General features: G+C 62.4%; 13 protein-coding genes. 2 read left to right on the forward strand and 11 right to left on the reverse strand.

The genetic code is table 11. The annotated features are described in order from the left end of the window. The first annotated feature begins 43 nt into the window (after positions 1-43). Positions 44-1,093 carry a PDDEXK nuclease domain-containing protein gene (locus I2D57_RS00115; RefSeq protein ID WP_229055537.1) on the forward strand — a complete coding sequence of 350 codons (1,050 nt, stop codon included), beginning with the start codon at positions 44-46 and terminating at the stop codon, positions 1,091-1,093. A 395-nt stretch (positions 1,094-1,488) separates the two neighbouring features. Here the strand turns inward: I2D57_RS00115 and I2D57_RS00120 are convergent, their stop codons facing one another. Continuing rightward, a complete protein-coding gene (locus I2D57_RS00120; protein ID WP_195361066.1) occupies positions 1,489-2,826 on the reverse strand; it encodes a TFIIB-type zinc ribbon-containing protein in 1,338 nt (445 codons plus the stop codon). A 218-nt stretch (positions 2,827-3,044) separates the two neighbouring features. Between I2D57_RS00120 and I2D57_RS00125 the strand changes: the two genes are divergently transcribed. After that, positions 3,045-4,226 carry a cation diffusion facilitator family transporter gene (locus I2D57_RS00125; protein ID WP_195361067.1) on the forward strand — a complete coding sequence of 394 codons (1,182 nt, stop codon included), beginning with the start codon at positions 3,045-3,047 and terminating at the stop codon, positions 4,224-4,226. Positions 4,227-4,238: 12 nt separating this feature from the next. Here the strand turns inward: I2D57_RS00125 and I2D57_RS00130 are convergent, their stop codons facing one another. From I2D57_RS00130 to I2D57_RS00175, 10 genes are all read right to left on the reverse strand, one after another. Beyond that, the gene (locus tag I2D57_RS00130) at positions 4,239-5,180 is read right to left on the reverse strand and encodes an SNARE domain-containing protein (protein WP_195361068.1); all 942 of its coding nucleotides are present in this window, start codon (positions 5,178-5,180) and stop codon (positions 4,239-4,241) included. Between the two features lie 179 nt (positions 5,181-5,359). Further along, a complete protein-coding gene (locus tag I2D57_RS00135; RefSeq protein WP_195361069.1) occupies positions 5,360-7,027 on the reverse strand; it encodes a formate--tetrahydrofolate ligase in 1,668 nt (555 codons plus the stop codon). A 144-nt stretch (positions 7,028-7,171) separates the two neighbouring features. Beyond that, positions 7,172-8,239 (reverse strand): Holliday junction branch migration DNA helicase RuvB, encoded by a 1,068-nt coding sequence (ruvB, locus tag I2D57_RS00140; protein WP_118377279.1) that lies wholly within the window; start codon positions 8,237-8,239, stop codon positions 7,172-7,174. Then, entirely contained in the window at positions 8,239-8,859 is a 621-nt protein-coding gene (ruvA, locus tag I2D57_RS00145) for a Holliday junction branch migration protein RuvA (RefSeq protein ID WP_195361070.1), read from the reverse strand. The genes ruvB and ruvA overlap by 1 nt, the downstream gene beginning before the upstream one ends. Continuing rightward, positions 8,859-9,380: a crossover junction endodeoxyribonuclease RuvC gene (gene ruvC, locus I2D57_RS00150; RefSeq protein ID WP_022095142.1), complete on the reverse strand. Its 522-nt coding sequence runs from the start codon at positions 9,378-9,380 to the stop codon at positions 8,859-8,861. The genes ruvA and ruvC overlap by 1 nt, the downstream gene beginning before the upstream one ends. Before the next feature lie 137 nt (positions 9,381-9,517). Further along, positions 9,518-11,503: an NAD(+) synthetase gene (locus tag I2D57_RS00155; protein ID WP_195361071.1), complete on the reverse strand. Its 1,986-nt coding sequence runs from the start codon at positions 11,501-11,503 to the stop codon at positions 9,518-9,520. A 117-nt stretch (positions 11,504-11,620) separates the two neighbouring features. Continuing rightward, positions 11,621-11,983 carry a desulfoferrodoxin family protein gene (locus I2D57_RS00160; RefSeq protein ID WP_195361072.1) on the reverse strand — a complete coding sequence of 121 codons (363 nt, stop codon included), beginning with the start codon at positions 11,981-11,983 and terminating at the stop codon, positions 11,621-11,623. 152 nt (positions 11,984-12,135) lie between these two features. After that, entirely contained in the window at positions 12,136-15,600 is a 3,465-nt protein-coding gene (locus I2D57_RS00165) for a DEAD/DEAH box helicase (protein ID WP_195361073.1), read from the reverse strand. Positions 15,601-15,762: 162 nt separating this feature from the next. After that, a complete protein-coding gene (dnaE, locus tag I2D57_RS00170; protein WP_195361074.1) occupies positions 15,763-19,566 on the reverse strand; it encodes a DNA polymerase III subunit alpha in 3,804 nt (1,267 codons plus the stop codon). 176 nt (positions 19,567-19,742) lie between these two features. Continuing rightward, a complete protein-coding gene (locus I2D57_RS00175) occupies positions 19,743-23,387 on the reverse strand; it encodes a UvrD-helicase domain-containing protein (RefSeq protein ID WP_195361075.1) in 3,645 nt (1,214 codons plus the stop codon).

Genomic DNA, 23,387 nt, shown 5'->3' on the forward strand with positions numbered 1-23,387 from the left:
GCAATCAAGATGCATTCCACAAGAGGAAAGTGGGGCGACAGTGATGGGCGAACTGGTAAACCGTGGAGAATCGGCAATCGTGCCCGAAGGTTTTTACAAGCAGGTCTCCTCAATTCTCAACGCCGCTCGCGACAAGGCCTATACCGCCGTTAACTTTGCGATGGTTGAGGCGTATTGGGAGATCGGCAAGAGCATTGTTGACGAGCAGGGCGGAGAGGAGCGCGCAGCATATGGGGAGGCATTGATTGCAGGCCTCTCCAGAAGGCTTACCGCGGATTTCGGAAGAGGCTTTGGCATCGCAAACCTTCGCAATATGCGTCAGTTCTTTCTTGCGTTTCCAATTCGCGACGCACTGCGTAGCGAATTGAGCTGGACTCATTACCGCAGGTTGATGCGCATCCCCGACCCTGATGCTCGCGCCTGGTACATGAACGAATGCGCCGATTCTCGTTGGAGCACGCGTCAGCTCGAGCGCCAGATCAACACCATGTTCCGCGAGCGCCTACTTGCCAGCAAGGACAAAGAGGCCGTCACCCAGGAAATCCAAAAGAGCGCCCCGGCTCGTCGCCCCGAGGATATCATCCGCGACCCATATGTACTGGAGTTTTTAGGTTTCTCGGACGATGCTACGTTTCGTGAGAGCGATCTAGAGCAGGCGCTCATCACGCATCTTCAGAAGTTCCTGCTGGAGCTTGGCCGTGGCTTCGCTTTCGAGGCGCGCCAAAAGCGCATCACCTTTGATGGGCGCCATTTCTATATTGACCTTGTTTTTTACAACTATCTGATGCGCTGCTTCGTGCTCATCGACCTTAAGACCGATGACCTTACGCATCAGGACCTGAGCCAGATGCAAATGTATGTGAACTACTACACGCGCGAACTCATGAACGAAGGCGACAATCCGCCCATAGGCATCGTGCTCTGCGCGGACAAAAGCGATTCGATCGTCGAGTACACGCTGCCCGAAGACAACGACCAAGTGTTTGCCGCCAAATACCTGCCATATCTTCCAAGCAAGGAAGAGCTGGCGCGCGAGCTGAGTGCCGAGTACCGCGCCATCAACGAAGCGACCAATGGCGAAACGCAAGGGTAGCAGCACGTTGCGACCGAAACCACCGCAGCCGTCGCAGGCGCACTCGCGGTTGCGACGCACGCTACGAAACAATACCGGTCATGGACGCCGGCAACGACATTCTAGCCGTGGCTGGCGAGCGTGACCTGACAGGCAAAGACGCGGCCTTCGTCTGATGTTGGTCCATTGGCTGCCACAGAAAAGGGCCGGTTGCAGCCGGCCCTTTAGACGATAGCACCTGCGTTGCCCGCGCTTCCGAAGTGTGACTAACTGAGGAGCGGGTTCCGTGGCACAACCTGATCTTGCCCAGCGAGGCGGCCCTTTTGCAGCCGGTCCACCGTTTATTTACATCTACCCCCTGCCAAACTACCGGATGGCAGCCCCCATGCCTGCGAGCCGTCCCGTGCTGGGCTTCCCTACTTCCCAAAGATCGCAGCGAGCAAGCCCTTGCGTTTGGGCTTCTCCTCTCGGCAGGAACCCTCGGCAACCGCTGCAACCTGGCGCGGTTGCTCGCCGCCTCCACGGCGCACGATCTGGTATAGGAACGGAGATTTAACATATTTGACCTCGACGGGCGTGGCGTGTACGGTGCTCTCACCGGACAGATGCAGGCTCGGGCTGAGCGGCGCCACGATATGCGTTTCGCGCTTGTCGCTAAACACCACCGCGGCCGCACGACCCGTCTGGCCGTTTACGGCAATGCGCACCTGCTCGCCATCGCGGCCATCCGTCGCCGGACGATCGACAAAGTAGACCGGCACCATCACCAGGCCATCCTTATGCTTGCGGGCCTTGCGCGCCCAGGTTCGGATGCTCTTTTTATTGAGCCCCAGTACGGCCTCGGCATCGTTGCCCGCAACGTCGAGCGCCAACTTATCAATGACCACCTGGTCCTTGGTAGATGCATCGACGGAGACAACGCGGAAGTCGCCTTCCTGCATGGCGGGATCGAACGGCCCAACCTTGGCAAAGTCCCACGGCTCCAAAATTCCCATAAGGCGAACATCCAGGTAGTTTGCCCTGGGATATGCCCAGTCGAGCACCTCGTAGTACACCAAGGTCTCCTTGCTCAGGCCCTTGCCCGGGAAGCTCGCCATCATGCGCAGGTCCGCCAGCGCCATGGGGAAGTAGAAGAGCATCATGTCGTTTTGGATCGCGTCTTCCACGTCGTGCCCGGCAAAGGCCTCCGCATACTGGCGCACCAGCTGCAGCGCGTTGGCACGTGCCTGCTGCGGCGAGATTTCGCAGGGAATGCCCTGCTCCGGCACATACTCCGCACCCACGCCCATGGTCAGACGCTTGCTAAACGTACCGGGCCTGAGCAGGTCGGCAATGCCGATCTTGTTGCCGCAGGACGGGCACTCAAACACACGCTGCGTTGACTCGCCCTCAAAGGACGCTCCGCAGAAGGGGCAAGGAATGCTCACATGCGTGACCTCTTGGAACTCCTGCGCCGTGCCGCGATCCTCCCACAGCAGATGTTCCAGAACCGACTGATTGCGCCAGTGCGAATTGAAGAAATACCAGTCCGGGTCCTCCGGGCGCTCGAGTTGCGACACATGCGTGAGCTTGAGCAGTCCATCTACCACCGTCAGCGGCGTATGGCGAATGCCCAGGGCGCTCTTGGGCTCCCCCGCATCAGCCTGCCACGGAACGACCGTGCCGCAATAGGCGCACTCAAAGCTGCGCTTAGCCTGGTGCGAGTACATAGGGCCGCCGCAGTTTTGACATTTAATGGCAAACATCTCGTCCATGGAAACGTCCTCCTTTGCACAGGGGCTGTCGACATTAAGTATGTCGAGCAAGCAGGCACATGCCCATACCCATGTGGCCCAAAATGGACCACCCAGGCAGACGAGAAGGCTCGCTCGTTAGCACCAGCAGACTATTGCTGCATTTTCTGAGCATCGGTGCACGGCGCCCCCGCGCGAGCTACACTATCCCCTTAAACATGATTGTGAGGACGACCACTATGCTATTTGTAAATCGGCTGGTACATATGCTTGTTCCCGGCAGCGAAAGCGAGCCGGTCGATACCTCCTGCCGCACCAACGCGGGTTTTGCCGCAAGCCTCATCTGCATCGGCCTCAATATCACGCTGTGCTTGGCCAAGGGCATCGCGGGTCTGCTCGCCGGCTCCGTCTCCCTCATCGCCGACGCTTTCAACAACCTCTCCGATGCCTCGAGCAACATCGTGAGTCTGCTCGGGTTCCGCCTTGCCAGCCGCCCGGCAGACGAAGGCCACCCCTATGGCCACGGTCGCTATGAGTACCTAGCCGGCCTGTTCGTCGCCGTCCTGGTTTGCGCCGTCGGCATCAATCTGATCCTCGAGTCGGTCACTAAGATCATCAAGCCTTCCCCCACTGCATATTCGGTGCTCTCCTTAGCCGCCCTCGTCTTGTCCATGCTCGTTAAGCTCTGGATGACCGCGTTCAACCGCACGCTGGGCGACCGCATCGACTCCGAAACGCTCATCGCCACGGCGCAGGACTCCAAAAACGACGTCATCACCTCGGGCTCGGTCTTGGTGGCGGCGCTTATTTCGCAGACGACCGGCTTTGACCTCGATGGCTGGGCAGGCCTGGGTGTGGGCATCTTCATCTGCATCAGCGGCCTGGGCCTGGTGCGCGACGCCATCAGCCCGTTGCTGGGGCAAGCGCCCGACCCCAAGCTCGTCCAGGCAATCCGCGACAAGATCATGTCCTATCCGCAGGTCTTGGGCACACACGACCTCATGGTGCACGACTACGGCCCCGGTCGTCAGTTTGCCAGCGCCCACGTGGAGATGCCCGGCGAGGGCGACGCGTTTGAGCACCACGAGATTCTGGACACCATCGAGCACGACATCAAGCGCCAGATGGGCATTGGTATCACGCTGCACTGCGACCCCATCGCGACAACCGGCGATGACTTGCGCGGCTGGGTCAAGCGCGGCGTCATGCAGATCGATCCCGCGCTCTCCATCCACGACCTGCACGAGCACGACGGGTTCGTTTCGTTTGACCTGGTGCGTCCCGACGGCTTTGACATATCCGACGAGGAGCTGCTGGAGCTCGTCACGCGCATCGTGCACGAGCGCCGACCCGATGCCTCATGCGTCGTTACGTTTGACTCGGGCTTTAGCTCGCCCGACCGTCCGGCCGAGCAGCTGTAGCCCACTTAACAGCTAGTTTCCCCGCGCGCCCGAGATGCCGTTTTGTAGGGCGTTCCAGGCATCCGTCGCCATGTCGCCCAAGTTCTGCGCGGTATCGCCCAGATTTTGTGCCGTATCGCCCAGCTCTTGCGCCTTGTCTCCCAACTCCTGCGCCTTGTTGCTCAAGTCCTCCAGCGCATTGGAGCTCGAGCTGTCGGTACCGCTTTGGCCGTCGGACGAGTTGCCCGAACTGTTCTTGTGCGTGAGTTGAATTTCGAGGTTGCCGTTGTCGTTATAGTAGGCAGAAGTAACGACCCAGTTGGCATCGACGACGGGCGTTGAGCCATCATCAGTCAGGACCACGGCATTCGAAAGATCGGCGCCGCGCGACTTGAGGATCTTCCTGGCGTTGGACCAGTACTGCCCCGGGATATCACTCAGATCGACGGTGCTAGACGAGGCGGACTCGGTTTGCTCGGCAGTGGTATCGGCCGTTGAACTCCCTCGCTTGTTGAGCATGCCCGACACGATGGCAAACACAACCGACAGCGCAAAGAAGATCGCCAGCACGATGAGGATCTTCTTAATCACGCTCGACGAACGCGACGGCGTCTCTTCCTCGTCCTCGCCATATTGCGGAATCGACTTGGGGTACTCGCGATACGGCTCGCGCGACTCGTAGCGAGGCTGCGCCGTGCGAGGCATATACGTCGTCTGCTGAGGCTGCGGAATGGGATTCTGCGGCAGGTCATCATAGGGATTCGGCGTCGAGGCGGCATAAGAATCCTGCGGCGCGTAATCAAACGGGTCTGCCGCCGCGTCGCCATAGCCCATAACTCGTGTGGGCTCGGCAGAAGGCTGCGTCGCGGCGGGGTCGACATAACCGGGGTTGGGAACAACGCGGGTCGCATCGGCGCTATCGCCAGCCTGCGCGGAACCGTAGCCGCCCATCACGGTTGTCTTGTCCTGATCCATGCAACGATTCCTTTCCGTCGCCTGTAAGCATCAAGTTATCCATGCATTCTACCAGCGCAAAAGCCTATGATGGGCAGAGTCCGTCGGTATCTACAAGACATGCGCGGGTCTAAGGATCAAAAAGCCCCGCCGGGCCTTGTGGGCACGGCGGGGCGGGCTAGCAGCGATGGACAGCAGACTTAGAACAGGCCGGTGATGTTGCCGTCGTTGTCGACGTCGATGTTCTCGGCCGCAGGGACCTTGGGCAGGCCCGGCATGGTCAGAACACTGCCAGTCAGTGCGACCACAAAGTGGGCGCCGGCGGAAACCTTGAGCTCACGCACCGTGATGCGGAAGTTCTCGGGAGCGCCCAGGGCCTTGGCGTTGTCGCTAAAGCTGTACTGCGTCTTGGCGACGCACACCGGCAGGTTGCCAAAGCCATTCTCGCGCAGCTCGGCGAGCTGGCGCTTGGCGGCCGGCGTAAAGTCAACGCCGTCGGCGCGGTAGACCTTGGTGGCAACGGCCTCGAGGGCATCAGCGACATCAGCGCCGTCCTCATAGGCAAACTTGAGCTCGCTCGGCTGCTCAATCAGACGCATGACCTCATCGGCCAGGTCGAGCGCGCCCTCGCCGCCCTTGGCCCAGACCTCGGAAAGCTTAACGTTGACGCCGAGCTTCTGGCACTCGGACTCGATGAGCGCAAGCTCGGCCTCGGTGTCCGTCGGGAAGCGGTTGATGGCGACCACGCAGGGCAGACCATAAACGTTCTGGATGTTGTCGACGTGACGCAGCAGGTTGGGCATGCCGGCCTTGAGTGCCTCGAGGTTCTCCTCGTTGAGGTCGGCCTTGGCGACGCCACCATTGTACTTCAGCGCACGAGCGGTCGCGACGACCACGACGGCGCTGGGGCGAACGCCCGTCATACGGCACTTGATGTCGAGGAACTTCTCGGCACCCAGATCGGCACCGAAGCCGGCCTCGGTAATAGCGACATCGCCAAAGCGCATCGCCATACGCGTAGCCATGATAGAGTTGCAGCCGTGGGCAATGTTGGCGAAGGGACCGCCGTGGACAAACGCGGGCGTACCCTCGAGCGTTTGCACCAGGTTGGGCTTGAGCGCGTCCTTAAGCAACGCGGCCATGGCACCCTGGGCCTTAAGGTCGCGGGCACGGACGGGCTCGCCGGCAAAGCTATAGCCGACGACAATCTCGCCCAAGCGCTCCTTGAGGTCGTTAATGCTCGTAGACAGGCACAGGATTGCCATGACCTCGGAGGCAACGGTGATATCGAAGCCGTCCTCGCGCGGCACGCCCTGGGCCTTGCCGCCAATACCGTCGATGACATGGCGCAGCTGACGGTCGTTCATGTCGACGACGCGCTTCCAGGTGATGCGCTTAACATCGATACCGAGCTGGTTGCCCTGCTGAATATGGTTGTCGAGCATGGCAGCCAGCAGGTTGTTAGCGGCACCGATAGCGTGGAAGTCACCGGTAAAGTGCAGGTTGATGTCCTCCATGGGGATGACCTGCGCCCAGCCGCCGCCGGCGGCACCGCCCTTGACGCCAAAGACGGGACCGAGCGAAGGCTCACGCAGGGCCACAGCACTCTTGACGCCGCGACGGCGCAGGCCATCGGCCAGACCGATGGTCGTGGTGGTCTTACCCTCGCCCGCAGGCGTTGGGTTGATAGCGGTCACGAGGACGAGCTTGGCCTGGTGATCAGTTGGCTCATTAAGCAGAGAGTAGTCGACCTTAGCCTTGTCGAAGCCGTACGGAATCAGGTGCTTTACGTCGACACCGGCGTTCTTGGCCACCTCGGTAATGGGCAGCGGTGTGACGGAACGTGCGATTTCGATGTCAGTAGGCATGGGAGGTCCTTTCGTTACCGAATGAGAAAAAGACCAATTCAGCATAGCACGGGCGCGCAATAGTAAAACACCCGTAACCGATGAATGGCGATATGTTTATCCAATGCTCAGCGATAGCTTAACAGCCCGCCAAAACAAAGCGCCCTAAATGGTAGGTTCAATCCCCAAGTGCTCAAAGGTGCGAAGCGTTGCCTGGCGGCCCTGGGGCGTGCGAATCATCAAGCCGCACTGCAGCAGATAGGGCTCATAGACATCCTCGAGCGTGCCCGGGTCCTCGCCCACCGCGCTGGCAAGGGTCGTAAGTCCCACGGCACGACCGGAGAACGTCTTGGCAAGCGTCTCCAAGATACGAATATCCATCCAGTCCAGACCGAGCTCGTCGATCTCGAAGAACTCGAGCGCCTGACGGCAGATATCGAGCTCAATGGGACCGTTGCCGCGCACCTGTGCATAGTCGCGCACGCGCTTGAGCAGGCGGTTGGCAAGACGTGGCGTACCGCGCGAACGCGAGCCGATCTCGAGTGCACTGGGATGATCGATCGTCACGCCCAGGATAGTCGCCGAGCGCGTCACAATCTGCGCGAGCTCCTCGACCGTGTAGTAATCCAGGCGATATGAAATGCCAAAGCGGTCGCGCAACGGGCCTGTCAACATGCCTGAGCGGGTCGTTGCCGCTACCAGCGTAAATTTGGGAATATCCAGGCGAATCGAGCGCGCCGCCGGACCCTTGCCAATCACGATATCGAGGGCAAAGTCCTCCATCGCGGGGTACAGGACCTCCTCGACCGAACGGTTGAGGCGGTGGATCTCGTCGATAAACAGCACATCACCCGGCTGCAAGTTAGTAAGGATGGCCGCCAGGTCGCCCGTGCGCGCGATGGCAGGGCCACTCGTGGTCTTGATCTGAGCGCCCAGCTCGTTGGCGATAACGGTGGCCAGCGTGGTCTTGCCCAGGCCCGGAGGACCCGAGAAAATCACGTGGTCGAGCGTCTCACCACGGCTCTGCGCCGCTTCGATCAACACGCGCAGGCTCTGCTTGATGTGCTCCTGGCCACAGTAATCGTCCAGGCGCTGGGGGCGCAAAGTGCGGTCGACATCGAGGTCCTCGGCCGTCAGCTCCGAGCCCACCATGCGCTCGCCGTGCGCCATGGATGCCGCCGGCGAGTTGCCGGGCGTCGCCCACAGGTCCTGAGAGTCATCGGCTTCCCACATCACGCATCCATTCCAAGTCGCTTAAGCGCCGCGCCGAGCAAATCCTCGACACGCATATCCTGCCCATCATACCCGCTCAGAGCGACATCGGTCTCCTGCGGGCTAAAGCCCATGGAAAGGAGTGCCGCACGGGCATCGTCGATCGCCGAGGGAGCGGCAGCGGGCACGGGCATCGCAACCTGTCCGGGAATCACGTCGACCGGCACAAAGCCCTTATCCTTGGCAAAGGTGCTCTTGAGTTCCAGGATCAGGCGCTGAGCTGTCTTTTTGCCCACACCGGGTACCTTGGCCATGCCCTTGTCGTCCTCGGCCATCACCAGCGAATACAGCTGCCCCACGGTATAGGTGGAAAGCACGGCAAGCGCCAGGCGCGGGCCAACGCCCGAAACGGACACGAGCCGGTCGAACATCGTGCGCTCATCCTTTGAGGAAAAACCGAAAAGTGTCATGGCGTCCTCGCGCACCTGCATACGCGTGTAGAGACGGACCTCGCCGCCGGGCGTCGGCAACGTGGCCGCAGTGCTGCCCGAAATGCCGAGCTCAAAGCCAACGCCCGACACATCGACGACAGCAGAGCTCATCGTGGACTCGACAAGCGTTCCGTGGAGCTGGGAAATCATCAGTATCCGGTTCCTCTCTGTTGATAGAACTCGCCACCGGTGAGGGCGCGGGTGCGGCTGAGGTTTACGTGGCAGATGGCGCAGGCCAGGGCATCGGCGGCATGGTCGGGATGCGGGTCGTGGTCGAGCTGTGTTAGCGTGCGTACCATGTAGGCGACCTGCCGCTTGTCCGCGGCGCCGGTGCCCACCACAGCCTGTTTGATCTGCATGGGCGTGTACTCGCCAATCTCGAGCGCGCACTCCGAAAGCGCCACAAGCGCAGCACCTCGGGCATGCGCCGTGGGAATGGCCGAACGAACGTTGGCACCAAAGTAGATGCTCTCGACAGCAGCCGTGTCGGGTCGATAACGCTCAACGACATCCTTAAGGTCATGGGCGATATGCGACAGGCGCACCGCGAGCGGACTTCCGGCACTGGTCTCGATGCAGCCATAGGCACGGCAGCGAACCTCGCCACGCCGCTCCTCGATAATCCCCCAACCCGTATGAGCCAAACCGGGGTCAATGCCCAAGATAACCAAGCCGACCTCCCCTCGCCACAAGCACAGCGCAAGGCAAGGCCCCGCGCATCATTCACGAACGTCTGTTCTAGAATAACACAACGGGGTCAAGATGCTTAGTTGAAGTATCAGGGTTGGGAGCAAATCCCATCCCCAGTTTAGTTCTGCGAGAAAAAGGGGAACTGCCTCGGATCTACTGGCGGGTGCGGCATCGGGCCACCCTGGGGACTACCTTGCGAGCCGCCCTGACCGCCCATCATCTTATCGATGGCGTCCTGAACCTCGCCCTCGAACTTTTTCATTCCCTCGTGTAAACGACGCTGACCGTCCTCAGAGCGCAGCTCCTCCATCTGCTCGGGCGAAATGCCCAACAGGTCACCCAATATGCCCATCATCTCGCCACGCATGCGCTCGCTTGTATCCTCGTCGGCAAAGCGGTTCACCTCGGCGCGCGCCAGCGCATCGACCGTCATGCGTTCCTTGCCGCTCAGCCCCAGGTCGGACCACGCGAGCATGTACGGCCAGGCGCGCTCAACAAACGAACGGGCCGAGACGATCGGCGCCGTCGGCAGCATGCGGCGGGCGGCCTCGCCCTGACGCACGAGCATCAGCAGCAGCGAGCAAGCCTCGGGCTTGCCGGCGGCCATCGGGATGTCGTCGAAAGCTCGATTGCGGTCCACGTGCGCCTCGAGCGCGCCATCGACCTCACCCGGCTCAAGCCCGCCGAGCAGCTGTGCCGCGCGGTCGAGCATATCGACCGGACCGTCGAGCGTCGAGAGCGCCTGCGCCAGCACGCGCTCCATACAATCTTCCACCGCGTTGAGCGTCACGAGCTCTTGGGGCACCACGGCAGACGTGCGGTTGCGCACACGCGCCACAAACTCAAGCGTCGACAGGTACACATCGCCAAAGGGCGCAAAGTCGCCCTGGTAACCGCCGCAAAGCGCCGGCGCCGCCAGCGCATACTCGGTTTTGGACAGCGGGCTCAGCGCCATCGCACCCAGCTCGAGCGCCGTGTCCTCCAGCATGAGGCCCAGCGTGCGCGAGCGCAGACGCTCGGCATCGCCCGCCGACACGTCGCGATCGAGCACACGCGCCGCATCCGGTGCATCGCGCTCGACAGTGCGAATGTGCAGACGCTCGGCAAGCGCGCGCACGGCGGCGCAACGGGCGGCCTCAGTCTCTTCCTGGGCCGGCGTAAAGATGCGATTGCGCCCCAGCACCAGACCGATCACGTTGCGCGGACCCAGGGCATCGACGGCAAGTGCCGCGAGTAGGGACGACGGCAAATCGCCCTCGAGCGCCACCACGGCACGCGACGCACCGCGGGCGCGGGCATTGTCGCGCACGGCGAGCACCAGTGCCTGCCACAGCCACTCCTCGGAGCGAAACTCGGGGAGCTCATGGTCCTCCAAAGCGTCGAGCATCATGCCGCGCTGTATCTCCTGGACCAGCAGACTCTCCTCAAAGCACGGGGCCTTGGCCACCACGCGGCCGCAGTCGTCGAGTACAAACGACCCGCCGGTATACACCGACTCGTCATAGGCACCGACCGGCGCCATGCAGGCAAACCATACGCTGCGCTTGGACGCAATCTTGCGGTAGGCACCGCTGCGAACGGCGGCAATGGCGGCCGTCTCGCGGTCGGTCATATCAAACGCGTTGAACTGAAAATAGGCGATGAGGTCGACGCCGGTCGGCAGCATCTCGAGCTCGCGGTCCAGGTCGAAAATCACGGCGATACGCACGCCGTCCACGTCGAAGACCGGCGGCGCCCAACGGGCATCGCCGTTCCCACCGCGCTGCAGGGCAATGCTCGAACGGGCCGGCACCACATGGCCGTCCTTGAGCATCATGTAGTCGAGCAGGGGCTGGCCCTCAAACGAAACCGCCGCGGGCACGATGCAGATCATATCGAGTTCTTGGATACGCTCGGCAACGCCCGTCAGGCTCGTCAGCATGTCGTGCTCAAAGTCGGCAGTGCCCACCAGACCGCCGGGCAGAGCGCCCATAAAGAGCGGAGCCGGGACGCACAGCACGCGCGCCCCGCGTTCGTGGGCTATACAAGCCTGGTCCTCGATGCGACCGCAAATGCCCTCAATATCACCCAGACGCATATCGATCTGTGCAAGTGCGAGCTTCATGGCTCAGCCCTTTCCGTCGTAAACCATCGTTGTCGTAGTAAAAGCGCCGGCCGCATAATGCAGTCGGCGCTCGCATGTGCATATGCTAGCTATGATACCCCGAGCGGGGGCGCGCTCCTAGAATGTCGCGGACCACAGCCCGTGCAGGTTGCAGTAGGCATAGACGGTACCGGTCTTGGAACCGCCGGCAAAAAACGTCGCGGGCTTCATGCCGGGCTCAAGGTAATGGACCTCTAAGCGGCCCTCGGCCTCAAGGGCGATCCACTCAATATAGTGCTCGGGCAGGCTGGGGTGCTCGACCGAGCCCACGCGTGCGCGGATCACGTGACCGTCACGCTCGCTCTCGACAACAGGCACGTGCTTCTCGTGCGCCGCGTCCTCGGTGTTCGCGGTCAGCTCCGTGCAGCCAGCAGGGGTTGCAACGTCGTTGCCCAGGGCGGCAATGAGCTTGCCATCGGGGTCCTTAAAGAATTTCGCCATGATGTTCTCCTTTGCTGATGTGCCAATATGTTCTTGATGGTTCTTATGCCCAAAGGCAGACAAACCATCCACGGCATTGCAAATGAACACATAACGGGCAGGGACGATGGGGCAGCGTGTGCCATCCGCCCAGGCGGCCCCACCCGAGCGGGTTAGCGCCCGTCGCCGCCCAGCAGTGCCAGAACATCTTCGCGGGTAAACAGCGCCGACGAGATGCCGTCGCCGCCGAGCACGCTGTTGACCAGGTCGCGCTTGGACTCCTGCATCTGCATAATGCGTTCCTCGATCGTATCCTTGGCGATGAGCTTGTACACGGTCACGGTATGTTGCTGGCCAATACGATGCGCACGGTCGGTCGCTTGGTCCTGCGCCGCCACGTTCCACCACGGGTCGTAGTGGATGACCACGTCGGCCGCCGTCAGGTTAAGGCCCACGCCGCCCGCCTTGAGCGAAATCAAAAAGACCGGAACCTCGCCCGCTTGGAACTGCGCGACCATCTTGGCGCGGCTCTCCTTAGACGAAGCGCCCGTGAGCTTAAGAAAGGCGATGTCCTCCTTGGCCAAGCGCTTACCGATGATATCGAGCATACCCGTAAACTGGCTGAACAACAGGATGCGATGCCCGCCGTCGAGCGCGCCGTGGACGAGCTCCATGCACGTATCGAGCTTGGCGCTTCCCGCCTTGTAGTCCGCGTAGTGCAGATGCGGATCGCAGCAGATCTGGCGCAGCTTGGTGAGCTCGGCGAGCACCTTGAGCTTGTCCTTCTTAAACTCCCCAGCCTCGCGGTGCTGCACCTGCTGGGCGATGCGGTCCTGGTTGGCCAGGTAGAGCTTGCGCTGCTCGCCGGTGAGTTGTGCCATGACCGTATCCTCGATCTTCTCGGGCAGGTCAGCCACCACGTCTTCCTTGACGCGGCGCAACACAAACGGCGACACGAGTGCCTGCAGGCGAGCGGCACTGTCACCCTCGGCATGCTCGACGGGACTTTCAAAGCGCTTGGCAAACGACTCACGCGTCCCCAGAAGGCCCGGCATTAAAAAGTCGAAGATGCTCCAAAGCTCGGACAGACGGTTTTCGATAGGCGTGCCCGTCAGGGCAAAGCGCACGCCGGCAGGCAGGCGCTTGGCGGCGTGCGCCACCTGGGTGAGCGGGTTTTTAATGTACTGGGCTTCATCCAGCACCACACGGGCAAAGTCCTGCTCGACGTACTCGTCGATATCGCGCCGCATAAGGTCATACGACGTTACAACCACGTTATGTTCGGCCACGCCGGCGATCTGCACGCGGCGTTGAGCCTTGGCGCCCACGATGGCGCACACATCGAGCGAAGGCGCAAAGCGCTCCAGCTCGGCGGTCCAGTTGTACACAAGCGACGCAGGACATACCACGAGCGTGGGCTTAGTGTCCCCCGCCTCCACGCGCGCCAGGATATGTGCGATCATCTGCAGCGTTTTGCCCAGGCCCATATCGTCGGCCAAGATGCCGCCGAGGCCCAGGTGCTCGAGCGAACCGAGCCACTGGTAGCCGTCGACCTGATAGCCGCGCAGTGTGGCCTTGAGCGAGACCGGCACCGTAAAATCCATCTTGCCGAGCGTATCCAAGCGCTCGACGGTGCGGCGGAACGCGGCGTCGCGATCGGCCTCAAGCGCCGGCGTGCGCGCGAGCATGCTGTCGACAAACAGGGTACTCGACGCGGGAAGCGACACGCCGTCGAGCAGGTCGGCAGCATCGACCCCCAGGTCCTCGGCAAGGCCAAACGCAGCACGGGCTCCCTCGTCCAGGCGAATGATATCGCCCGACGTGAGACGCGCAAACGTCTGGTGGCGCTTGTAGGAGTCCAGATAGATGGCAAGGTCTGCCGCCGAAAGCCCACTTGCGCCCAGCTCAACGTCGAGCAGGTTACTCTTGACGGTTGCACGCACCGAAAGCTTGGGCGCAGGGCGAACCGAGACCTGGCGCAAGCGGTCGCTGAGCATGACCTCGCCCAGCTCGGACAGGGCGGACAGGCCCTCGGTCAGCAAGTGGAACAGGCTCTCGTCATCGCGTTCCTCAAACGCCAGGCCGCCCTCGTAAAAGTCGAAATACAGGGCCGCCGTATCCATAACGCGAAACTCTGCTATCTCGTCGCGCGGCGGCACGCCCGGGCGCTGCTCTTCGAAGGGGCTGCCCGGAGCGCCCAGGCTAAAGAGATCTGCCGACCAGTCGCCATAGGAAACCGTAATCTTGCAGGTCACAAGCCCGTCATCGACACCGATTGCCATGGCAAAGCTCGGCTCGGGCGCCACGGTGTCGAGCACGGTGGGAGCGGTGAGGTCAGTATATTCGCGCAGCACGGGCAGTGCCATGCGGCAGAATTCGCCCACCTGCTCGGCGGCGATATGGACCGGCGTGCGACAGGGCAGCAGACGCGACAGAAACGGTGCGGCATGCTGGGCAAACGCTGCATCGGCGCGGCGCGCGCGGTGCGTGTCGACCAGATAGGCAACGTCGCCCGAGGCAAAGCAGTACATATCGGCGGGCAGGCGCAGGTCGTAGCTGCCACCGACCGCCGGCGCGATCTTGGCGGCAAGGAGCGGCGGTTGTTTTGCCGAGGCCTCGTCCTCCCCCACCGGCGGCAACTCAACCGCAACCTCGTAGGAACGATGCGTCGTCGTTCCCCGCGACCAGGCGGGCTCAAAGGAAATGGTCCGGCCACGCAGCAAGTCCAGCATGTATACGATGTCATGCTCGGACAGCGGCAGCTGGCGCTCGGCGACAAAGCCGCTGCGTGCAAAATCGTACGACGCCGAACGCGAACTTGTGATGTCGCTCAGATACACAACCGTTGCCACAACAAGGTCGAGTAGGCGCACCGAAACCTCGTTGAAGGCCTCGGGCGCATGGAGGAATGTGAGCTTTTTGCCGTATGAGAACGTGCCGCCGCGCACGTAGGCGGCGGCCATGCCGTCGATGTCCTTGACCACGTAGGACACCGAGCCGCAGCGGATGCGAAGCTCGAGCGCCCAGCTAAAGCGGTCGGCAAACAGCGGATTGTAGTACGGCACCAGCGAGGGCTCCAATACCGCCTTGGGGGCATCAGGGTCGACAGTGCCGGCGAGCTTGCGGCGCATACCCGCCAACTCATCCATGCGCGCGTCCGAAAGATCGGAGAGCGCCTTCATGAGGCTCGGGCTCGTGGGAACTGGTGCCGGGAAGGGAAAGTTAGGGTTGACCGCCGGTGCGGCGAACGCAGGACGCACGGCTTGCTTGGGCGCCGCCGTAAACGTGCGGACCGGTGTGCGCAGGCCCTCGACGGGCTCAATGCCGCTTGCGTCCAGATACGCAAGCGCCGTGGCGATGGCGTGCTTGCACATGCCGGGGTAGCGATAGGCAGCGGGGCAATCGCAGTCGTAGTCGATCACCTCGTGCTCGTCCATGTCGAGCGCCACGTGCGTCTTGTACAGGTCGCCGCGCGAGCCGCGCACTGCACCCTCAACCGTCACGTTTTTGGAGAAGCGCGAGCCGCTGTCCTCAATCGACAGCACGGCGCCGTTGAGCATGAGCGAACGCCCCTTCATAAAGGTGCCGCTCAGCGCCGCCTCTTTCCGGAGCGTCTGCACAAACGTCCCCTGCGCCATCACTTCCTCCAATCCACACAGGGTAGCTAATTTTGGGACGGGGCTATTTTAGCTACCCCTCATATGTCGGTTGAGATGCATTCCGACCCCGACTCATTCGCCGTCAGTCAAAGGGTAGCTAAAATAGCCCCGTCCCAAATTAGCTACCCCGGCAAAATCATTTTAGATAACCGTCACTCTGCCCTGGTTACCCACGATGGCCTTGGCCTCGGCCAGCAGCGGAATCGAGCGCGCGTTGACCTTGGCAGGCACCTCGGCGCGCAGCACGCGCCCGTCCACCTGCTCGATAAAGATCTCCACGCGGTCGCCGCCCGGGTTAGTGGTGAGCACCGTGGCCAGGCGCGCCATATTGCCCTGGCTAAAGCGGCTGTTGGGCACCATGACCTCAAACACCTTAGGCTTGTTGTTCTCCTCGTTGAGCTCCAGCGGCACGATCTCCTGCGCGATGATCTGGTCGCCGCGGTCCGAGCGCTCGAGCTTGCCTTTGATGCGCACAAAGGCGTCGGACAGCTGCGCGCCGGTCTCGGGATCGACCTCGCCGTACAGATACCCCTCGGCCTCTTTATAGGTCTTGGGGAACACGACGACGGTGGCCTCGCCTTCCATGTCCTCGAGCTGCACGATGCCCATGGGGTCGCCGTTTTTGGTCACGCGCTTGGACACGCTCGAGACCATGCCGGCCCACCACAGCGCCTTGCCCTCGGGAATCTCCTGGTTGATGGTGCCGCCCGTAGGATTCTGAACTTCGTAGCCGGTGTCGATCTGCGAGAACGAAAAGTCGCGCGCTTTGCTGAGCGCATACTCAAACGGGCGCAGCGGATGGTCCGAGACATAGATGCCCAGAACCTCCTTCTCCTGGCTCAGCTTGAGGTGGCGGTCCCATTCCTGGCCGTCCGGATCGGGCACGCTGACCTCGAAACCCGAGCCCTCAACATCACCAAACATGTCGAAGAACGAAGTCTGGCCGCTCGCGCGGTCCTTCTGGCGCTTTATCGCGGCGTCGATGATGTTCTCGGGGTTGTTCTTGTCCACAAAGTGCATCATCTGGCGGCGCGGATAGCCCGTGGAGTCGAAGGCACCTGCCTTGATCAGCGATTCGATCACGCGGCGGTTGGCCTGGCTCGAGTCCACGCGCTCAACAAAGTCGTGCAGCGTCTTAAACGGACCGCCTGCCTCGCGCTCAGCGATAATCGCCTGCGCCACGCCGGTGCCCACGCCTCGAATACCGGCCAGACCAAAGCGCACGCCCTCCTTGGTAGCCGTGAACTCGGTGCCGGACTCGTTGACATCTGGCGACAGCACGGGGATGCCGTCGTGACGGCACGCCGAGACGTAGTGCACGATCTTGTCGGTCTTGCCCGTGTAGGACGTCAGAACGGCCGCCATGTACTCGTGTGGATAGTGCGCCTTGAGCCACGCCGTCTGCATAACCAGGATGGCGTAGCCGGCGGAGTGCGACTTGTTGAAGGCGTAAGATGCGAACTCGAGAACATCGTCCCAAATCTTCTGGGCGACCTCGCGCGTGTAGTTGTTCTTGATAGCGCCGTTCATCCAGTGGTCGTAGGTGGTCTCGTCCGAGCCATCCTCCCAGTGGAGCACCGTCGAGGTGAGCAGCTTGATCTTCTTCTTAGCCACGGGCTTACGGATACGCGAGTCCGATTCGCCCTTGGAGAAGCCGCACATCTCGACGGAGATGAGCATAACCTGCTCCTGGTAGACCATGGTGCCGTAGGTTTCACCCAGGATGTCGTCCAGACGGTCGTCGTAGGAGACGGCCGGCTCCTTGCCGTTCATACGGTTGATGTAGGACGAAACCATGCCGGCGCCCAGCGGGCCCGGGCGGTACAGGGCGATCAATGCCACGACGTGCTTGTACTCGGTGGGCTTCATGTTCTTGATCGTGGCCGTCATGCCGGCGGACTCGACCTGGAAGACGCCGGCAGTGTGGCCGGAGCCCATGAGCTTAAAGATCTCGGGATCGTCAAAGGGAATCTCTTCCTCTTTGATGTCGATGCCGAAGTTCTTCTTGATGTTTGCTTTGGCCTTGGAGATAACCGTCAGCGTACGCAGGCCCAGGAAGTCCATCTTGAGCAGGCCCATGTCGGCAACGGTATGGCCCTCGTACTGGGTAATCTCGACGCCGCCCTTAGTATCGAGCTTGGTGGGCACGTGCTCGTTGACGGGGTCGCGGCAGATCAGAACGGCGCACGCGTGCACACCCTCGCCACGGGTGAGGCCCTCAATCGAGAGCGCCGTGTCGATGATGCGGCGAGCGTCGTCGTCCTTTTTATAGGCCTCGGCAAAATCGGGGTTAAACAGATCTTCTTTGCCGGGTTGTTTGTCGAGCACCTGCTTGAGCTTGACCTTGGGGTCGCTCGAGACCATCTTGGACAGGCGCTGGCCCATGTAGACCGGGTAGTCCAGGACGCGCGCGGCATCATTGATGGCCTGCTTGGCCTTGATGGTCGAGTAGGTGATGACGTGGGTGACCTTCTCGGGGCCGTAGAGCTGGCGAACGTGCTCCACGACCTCGAGGCGCCGCTCATCGTCGAAGTCCATATCGATATCGGGCATCTCAGTACGCTGCGGGGAGAGGAACCTCTCAAACATCAGGCCGTTCTCGAGCGGGTCGAACGCGGTGATGTTCATGGCGTAGGCGACGATAGCGCCGGCGGCAGAACCACGGCCGGGGCCGACGCCGATGCCGTTGTCCTTGGCCCATTGCACGTACTCGGCAACGATGAGGAAGTAGGCGGCAAAGCCCTTGTCGCAGATGACCTTGTATTCGTACTCAAAGCGCTCTTTGATGTTGACTCCGCCGATCTCGCGCGTGGCCCAGTCGTCACCGTAGTGCTGGCGCAGGCCCTTCTCGCACTCGCGGCGGAACTGGCTCTCGTGCGTCTCGCCGGGATCGAGCAACGGGAAGCGCGGCAGGATGATGGAGTCCCAGTCGAGCTCCACGTAGCACTTGTCGGCAATCTCGAGCGTGTTGTCGCAGGCCTCGGGGCAATACGGGAACATCGCCCGCATCTCCTCCTCGGTCTTCATGTAAAACTCCGAGCCGGTCATGCGCATGCGGTTGGGGTCGTCGACTTTGGCGTTCATGCCGATGCACATGATGACGTCCTGCACGGGCGCGTCCTCGCGGCGCAGGTAGTGGAAGTCGTTGGTCGCGATGACCTTGACGCCCACCTGTTTGGCGATGTCGATGAGCGTGCGGTCCATCTGCTCGTCGGTCAGACCGTTGTCGGTGGTGATGCCGTGTTCCTGGATCTCGATGTAGAAGTCGCCGGGGTCGAAGGTGTCGCGGAAGGTCTCGGCCCACTTGATGGCGCCTTCCATGTCACCGCGGTCGATGTATTTGGGGATGATGCCGGCGATACAGGCGCTGGTGCAGATCATGCCCTTGGCGTGGCGGCGCAGGTTGTCGAGCGTCACACGGGGCTTGTAGTAAAAGCCCTGTACGGCGGCCTCGGAGACCGTCTGCATCAGGTTGACGTAGCCCTCCTGGTCCTTGGCCAGAAGGATCATGTGGTAGAGCTCGGGCTTGTGGTCGCGGGCGAGCGTCTCGTCCGGCGTAAAGTAGACCTCGCAGCCAAAGATGGGTTTGATGACCAGGGGCGGCTTGAGCTCGTCGATGTTGCCCTTCTCGTCCCACATGGCCATGTCCTTCACATACTGGGCATGCTCGCGCGGGTTTTCCTCGGGATCGGGCTCCACCAGCTCGTCGCGGCGGTCCTTTTCCAAGAAGGCCTTGTCGTGGCTCCAGGTTTTGTACTCGGGCGTGTTGTGATTGACGGCGTCGCAGGCCAGCGCCAGGTCGGGCACGCCGTACATGTAGCCGTGATCGGTAATGGCGACGGCGGGCATGCCCAGCTCTACGGCGCGGTTGACCATATCCTGGATACGGGTTGCGCCGTCGAGCATGGAGAAAACAGTGTGATTGTGCAGATGGACGAATGCCATGTGATGAGCTCCGATGCGGGTTCGTGTTCTGACTGAACGATTTTACCCCACGGCACGGACAGCACCCGAACCTAGCCAAACCCACACGGCTCCCCTTGCAGTTGCGGTGAAATAGTTCCCGCTTGGGCCACCTGGGCCGCAATACAGGAACTATTCCACCGCAAGTTATCTGAGGACTAGAGATTGTAGATGACTACTTGGGGCTCGGCGGGTTCGACGAAGATGGCTGGATTCGCCTGTTCCACGCGGACGAACTTGACGGTCACGGCCTCAAAGCCCGCCTTGTGCAGAACATCAGCGTAGACGCGCGCCTGCAGGGCGTGCTTCTCCTGCAGCTGTTCCGGCGTCTCGTCCGGTGTACCGCCCGTCTTGTAGTCGATGACCAGCGCGCGTGACGAATCCGCCGGGTTCGTCGCCAAAGCGTCGATGGCGCCTTCGGCATATACACCGTAGCGGGCGATGTCCTCGTCCTCGCAGCCCAGCGAAAAGAACGGCACCTCGGCGCGAACGCACGGCCACGCGAGCAGGTCGGCACGAACAGCCGACTTGAGCCAGCGGTCCAGGGCAACGTCGAAGCGTTCGCGCTGCTCCGGCGTCAGACGCCACAGGCGCGCCAGCGCATCGGCACGCGCGGCGGGCAGCGCATCGGCACCCATCTCGATAAGCCACTGGCAGGCAGCGTGGAAGGCCGAGCCCAGCGCCGTGGGATTGCCGGTAGGCTCAACGGCGGCCACGTCTGCATCCGTCATCTCGGAACCATCCGACTCCGCATCATCGCCGGACTCGTCCATGGGAACACGAGCCTCGGCGGCACGGTCCTCGGACTCGGCATGCAGCGCCGCGGCAATTGACGAGTAGCTGTACGAGTCGCGCATCGGATACGGACAGATGCCCATGCGCACGCCCACCGCCTGGGGATACACAAGCTCAAACGCATCGGGCTCGGGGTCGGCAGGGCCGGGAACAGCGGCGCGGGCATCTGCACCGGCGCCCTCCGGCTCCGCATCGCCGCGGACAAGCCTACCCTCGGCATCCAGTGAAGCGTTGGCCTCAAACGCCTGCTCGCCAAAGGTAAAGTTCGCCAGCGTGATGAGCTCGTAGTCGCCCGGCTGGGAGTTGTCGAACACCAGGCGGTCGGCATCGAGCTGCGGCATGTCCAGAGCGTCGGTCGGCAAAATACGGCGCAGCACGTCATAGGTCAGATCGGTCTCGACATCGAAGGTCGGCGCCGTCACCTTGCCACGGCTCACGCCGGCATCCATCGCCAAGATCACCAGCTCGCGCGCACGCGTCATGGCAACATAGAGCAAGCGGGCCCGCTCCTCGAGCGAAAGCTGCAGGTCGTCGTTGCGCAGGCGAACGAATGCCTCGGCGGGAGAACCCGTCGCGCAGACATCCTCCATGAGCTCCGGCGGCAGCCACAGCGACGTGCCCTTGCCCTTAAACGCATGCTCAAACTGCTTTTTGACGTCATCGCCCTTCACAAAGGTTCCGTCGGCGAGCTTAACGCCGTCGAAGCGTGCCGGCAGCGCCACGACCTGCGCTCCGCCCTCGACGCGACCCATCTGTGCCGCACCCGAGGACTTACGCACGCCAAAGCACTCGGCGACCGCCACGACCGGATATTCCAGGCCCTTGGAGGCGTGCACCGTCATGATGCGCACCGCGCCGTCGCCCTCCTCGTTGAGGGCACCCGGGGCTTCCTTGCCCGCCAGGAAGCGATCGAAGGCAAGCGCAATGGAGCGCGGCGAGTTGCCGAACTCGGCCTCCGCCTCGGCCACGGCATCGAGCGCCTTGAGCACGTTGGCGGCAATGGCCTTGCCCTCGGGACCACGCTGCGCCAGACGCACGAACCAGCCGGAGGCGTTGACCACGTCGCGCGCGATGGCGGCGAACGAATCGCGACCCACACGACGAAGCGCATAGCGCAACACCTCGCGGGCGCGCGTCACGAGCGGCAGGTCTTGCAGGCCCGGCACATCGGAATCGCTCATAATGCCCGCATCGATGTTGCGGCGCGAGGTCTCCCCCGTCTCGCTATCGAGCTTGGTCGCCAGCGCCAAAAACTCCTGGGCGCCGAGCGCAAACATCGGCGAGGCGAGCAGCGGCATAAGGCCCTGCGCCGTATCGGCCGGGTTGGTGAGCGCGCAGACTAGAGCGCGCACCGTCTGCACCTCGGCAGCCTGCGCAAAGACCGAGCCGCCCGCGATGACGCAGTCGAGCCCCTGGTCGCGGAAGGCCTGTGCGTAGACGTCTGCGTTGGTCATGCGGCCCAGCAGCAGCACCATGCCGCCCTGAGGCTGGCCGGCATCGGCAAGCGCGCGGAATCGCTCAGCGATCGCACGGGCCTTGGCCTGTGTGCGTTCCTGCGTACTGCCGCCGGCAACAAAGAGGGCCTGGCGACGCGAGGCATCTGCCACCAGCGTGTCCTTGCGGCCGTCGCTCGCCTCAAGGTCCAAAAAGCCCTGCATCAGGCCGCCGTCGTCGCCGTCGAAGACGCGGGCCACATAGCGCAGCACCTCGTCGTGGCTGCGGAAGTTGCGCACGAGTTTGACGAGCTCACCGGCGGGAACATCGGCAGCAGTGCCAGCGACGTCCGCTGCCTCGGCCGACCCCGAGGCGCCCACCTTGCGCTCCTGGCGACGGAACACCTCGACCTCGGCGCCGCGGAAGCGATAGATCGACTGCTGTGCATCGCCCACGGTGCACAGCGCGCGCTCCCCCGCACCCGTCAGGTAACGGATCAGATCGACCTGCATCTGGTCGGTATCCTGGAACTCGTCGATCATGACCATCTTAAAGCGGTCCTCGTACGCAGCACGAATGGCAGGGTAATCGCGCAGAGCCTCGTAAGCCATGCGCAGCAGGTCGTTGTTGTCGAGGGCAGACTGGCCGGCCTTCAGCGCGCGGTACTCGGCCTCCACGGAACGGGCCAGGCCCACCAGCGCATCGAGCGCCGGGCCACCGCAGGCAAGCACGATATTGATAAATGCATCGGCGGCCTCGGCCTTGAGCAGCTCGACCTGCTCCTTGGGGAACGCCTTGCTCGCGCGCGGCATGGCGCACGACATCATGAGTCGCGCCGCATCGGCCATGGTCTTGCCACTCGCCTCGAACGCGTCGATGGCATCGAGCGCCATCTGTGCCTTCTCGGTCGCCGCCTTGCTTGCACCCAACGCCGATCGATAGGCATCGGCGAGTGCCGAGGTATCGGCCTGGCCGCGTGCTACGCGCACGTCGTCCATGCCGCCCGGCAGCTGACTCGACAGCTCCAGCAGCTCGCGCACCAGGCCCTTGATGGTGGTGCCGGCACCAAAGGGACCGCCCTCGCCCGCCATGGGATACCAGGCGTAGAGGGCCTTAAGCGAGGCGGCGAGCTCGGGGGCGGCATCGGGCGCCGTCGCGCGGGCCAGCACATGCTCAACAGCCTGGTCCATAAGCTCGTCGGTATCGGTGAGCACCGTGAACTCGGGATCGATGCCCAGTTCCAACGCGTGCGCGCGCAGGATACGCGAGCACATGCCGTGAATGGTCGAGATCCATGCATCGTCGACAGTCAGGGCCTCCTCGTCCATGCCCTCGTCGATGAGCGCGCGGCGCACGCGGTCACGGATCTCGGCCGCGGCATCTTTGGTAAAGGTAATGGCGAGCACCTGGTCCAGATGCTCAACGAACGGACCGGATTCGGGCGAGAGCGCGTAGACGATGCGACGCGTGAGGGTAAAGGTCTTGCCCGAACCGGCGCCCGCCGAGACAAACAGCGGACGGTCGAGCGTTTTGACGATCTGCAATTGTTGCGGCATCAAAGTCGAAAGATCCAT

This window comes from Collinsella aerofaciens, from assembly GCF_015553355.1.
Taxonomy (GTDB): Bacteria; Actinomycetota; Coriobacteriia; order Coriobacteriales; family Coriobacteriaceae; genus Collinsella; species Collinsella aerofaciens_V.

Excerpts from the sequence above, each read along its gene's own strand:
- ruvB (WP_118377279.1), bottom strand. The coding sequence starts at position 8,239 with ATGTGGGAAGCCGATGACTCTCAGGACCTGTGGGCGACGCCCGGCAAC.
- I2D57_RS00115 (WP_229055537.1), top strand. The coding sequence starts at position 44 with ATGGGCGAACTGGTAAACCGTGGAGAATCGGCAATCGTGCCCGAAGGT.
- I2D57_RS00175 (WP_195361075.1), bottom strand. The coding sequence starts at position 23,387 with ATGGATCTTTCGACTTTGATGCCGCAACAATTGCAGATCGTCAAAACG.
- I2D57_RS00135 (WP_195361069.1), bottom strand. The coding sequence starts at position 7,027 with ATGCCTACTGACATCGAAATCGCACGTTCCGTCACACCGCTGCCCATT.
- dnaE (WP_195361074.1), bottom strand. The coding sequence starts at position 19,566 with ATGGCATTCGTCCATCTGCACAATCACACTGTTTTCTCCATGCTCGAC.
- I2D57_RS00120 (WP_195361066.1), bottom strand. The coding sequence starts at position 2,826 with ATGGACGAGATGTTTGCCATTAAATGTCAAAACTGCGGCGGCCCTATG.
- I2D57_RS00165 (WP_195361073.1), bottom strand. The coding sequence starts at position 15,600 with ATGGCGCAGGGGACGTTTGTGCAGACGCTCCGGAAAGAGGCGGCGCTG.
- I2D57_RS00125 (WP_195361067.1), top strand. The coding sequence starts at position 3,045 with ATGCTATTTGTAAATCGGCTGGTACATATGCTTGTTCCCGGCAGCGAA.
- I2D57_RS00155 (WP_195361071.1), bottom strand. The coding sequence starts at position 11,503 with ATGAAGCTCGCACTTGCACAGATCGATATGCGTCTGGGTGATATTGAG.
- I2D57_RS00160 (WP_195361072.1), bottom strand. The coding sequence starts at position 11,983 with ATGGCGAAATTCTTTAAGGACCCCGATGGCAAGCTCATTGCCGCCCTG.
- I2D57_RS00130 (WP_195361068.1), bottom strand. The coding sequence starts at position 5,180 with ATGGATCAGGACAAGACAACCGTGATGGGCGGCTACGGTTCCGCGCAG.
- ruvA (WP_195361070.1), bottom strand. The coding sequence starts at position 8,859 with ATGATTTCCCAGCTCCACGGAACGCTTGTCGAGTCCACGATGAGCTCT.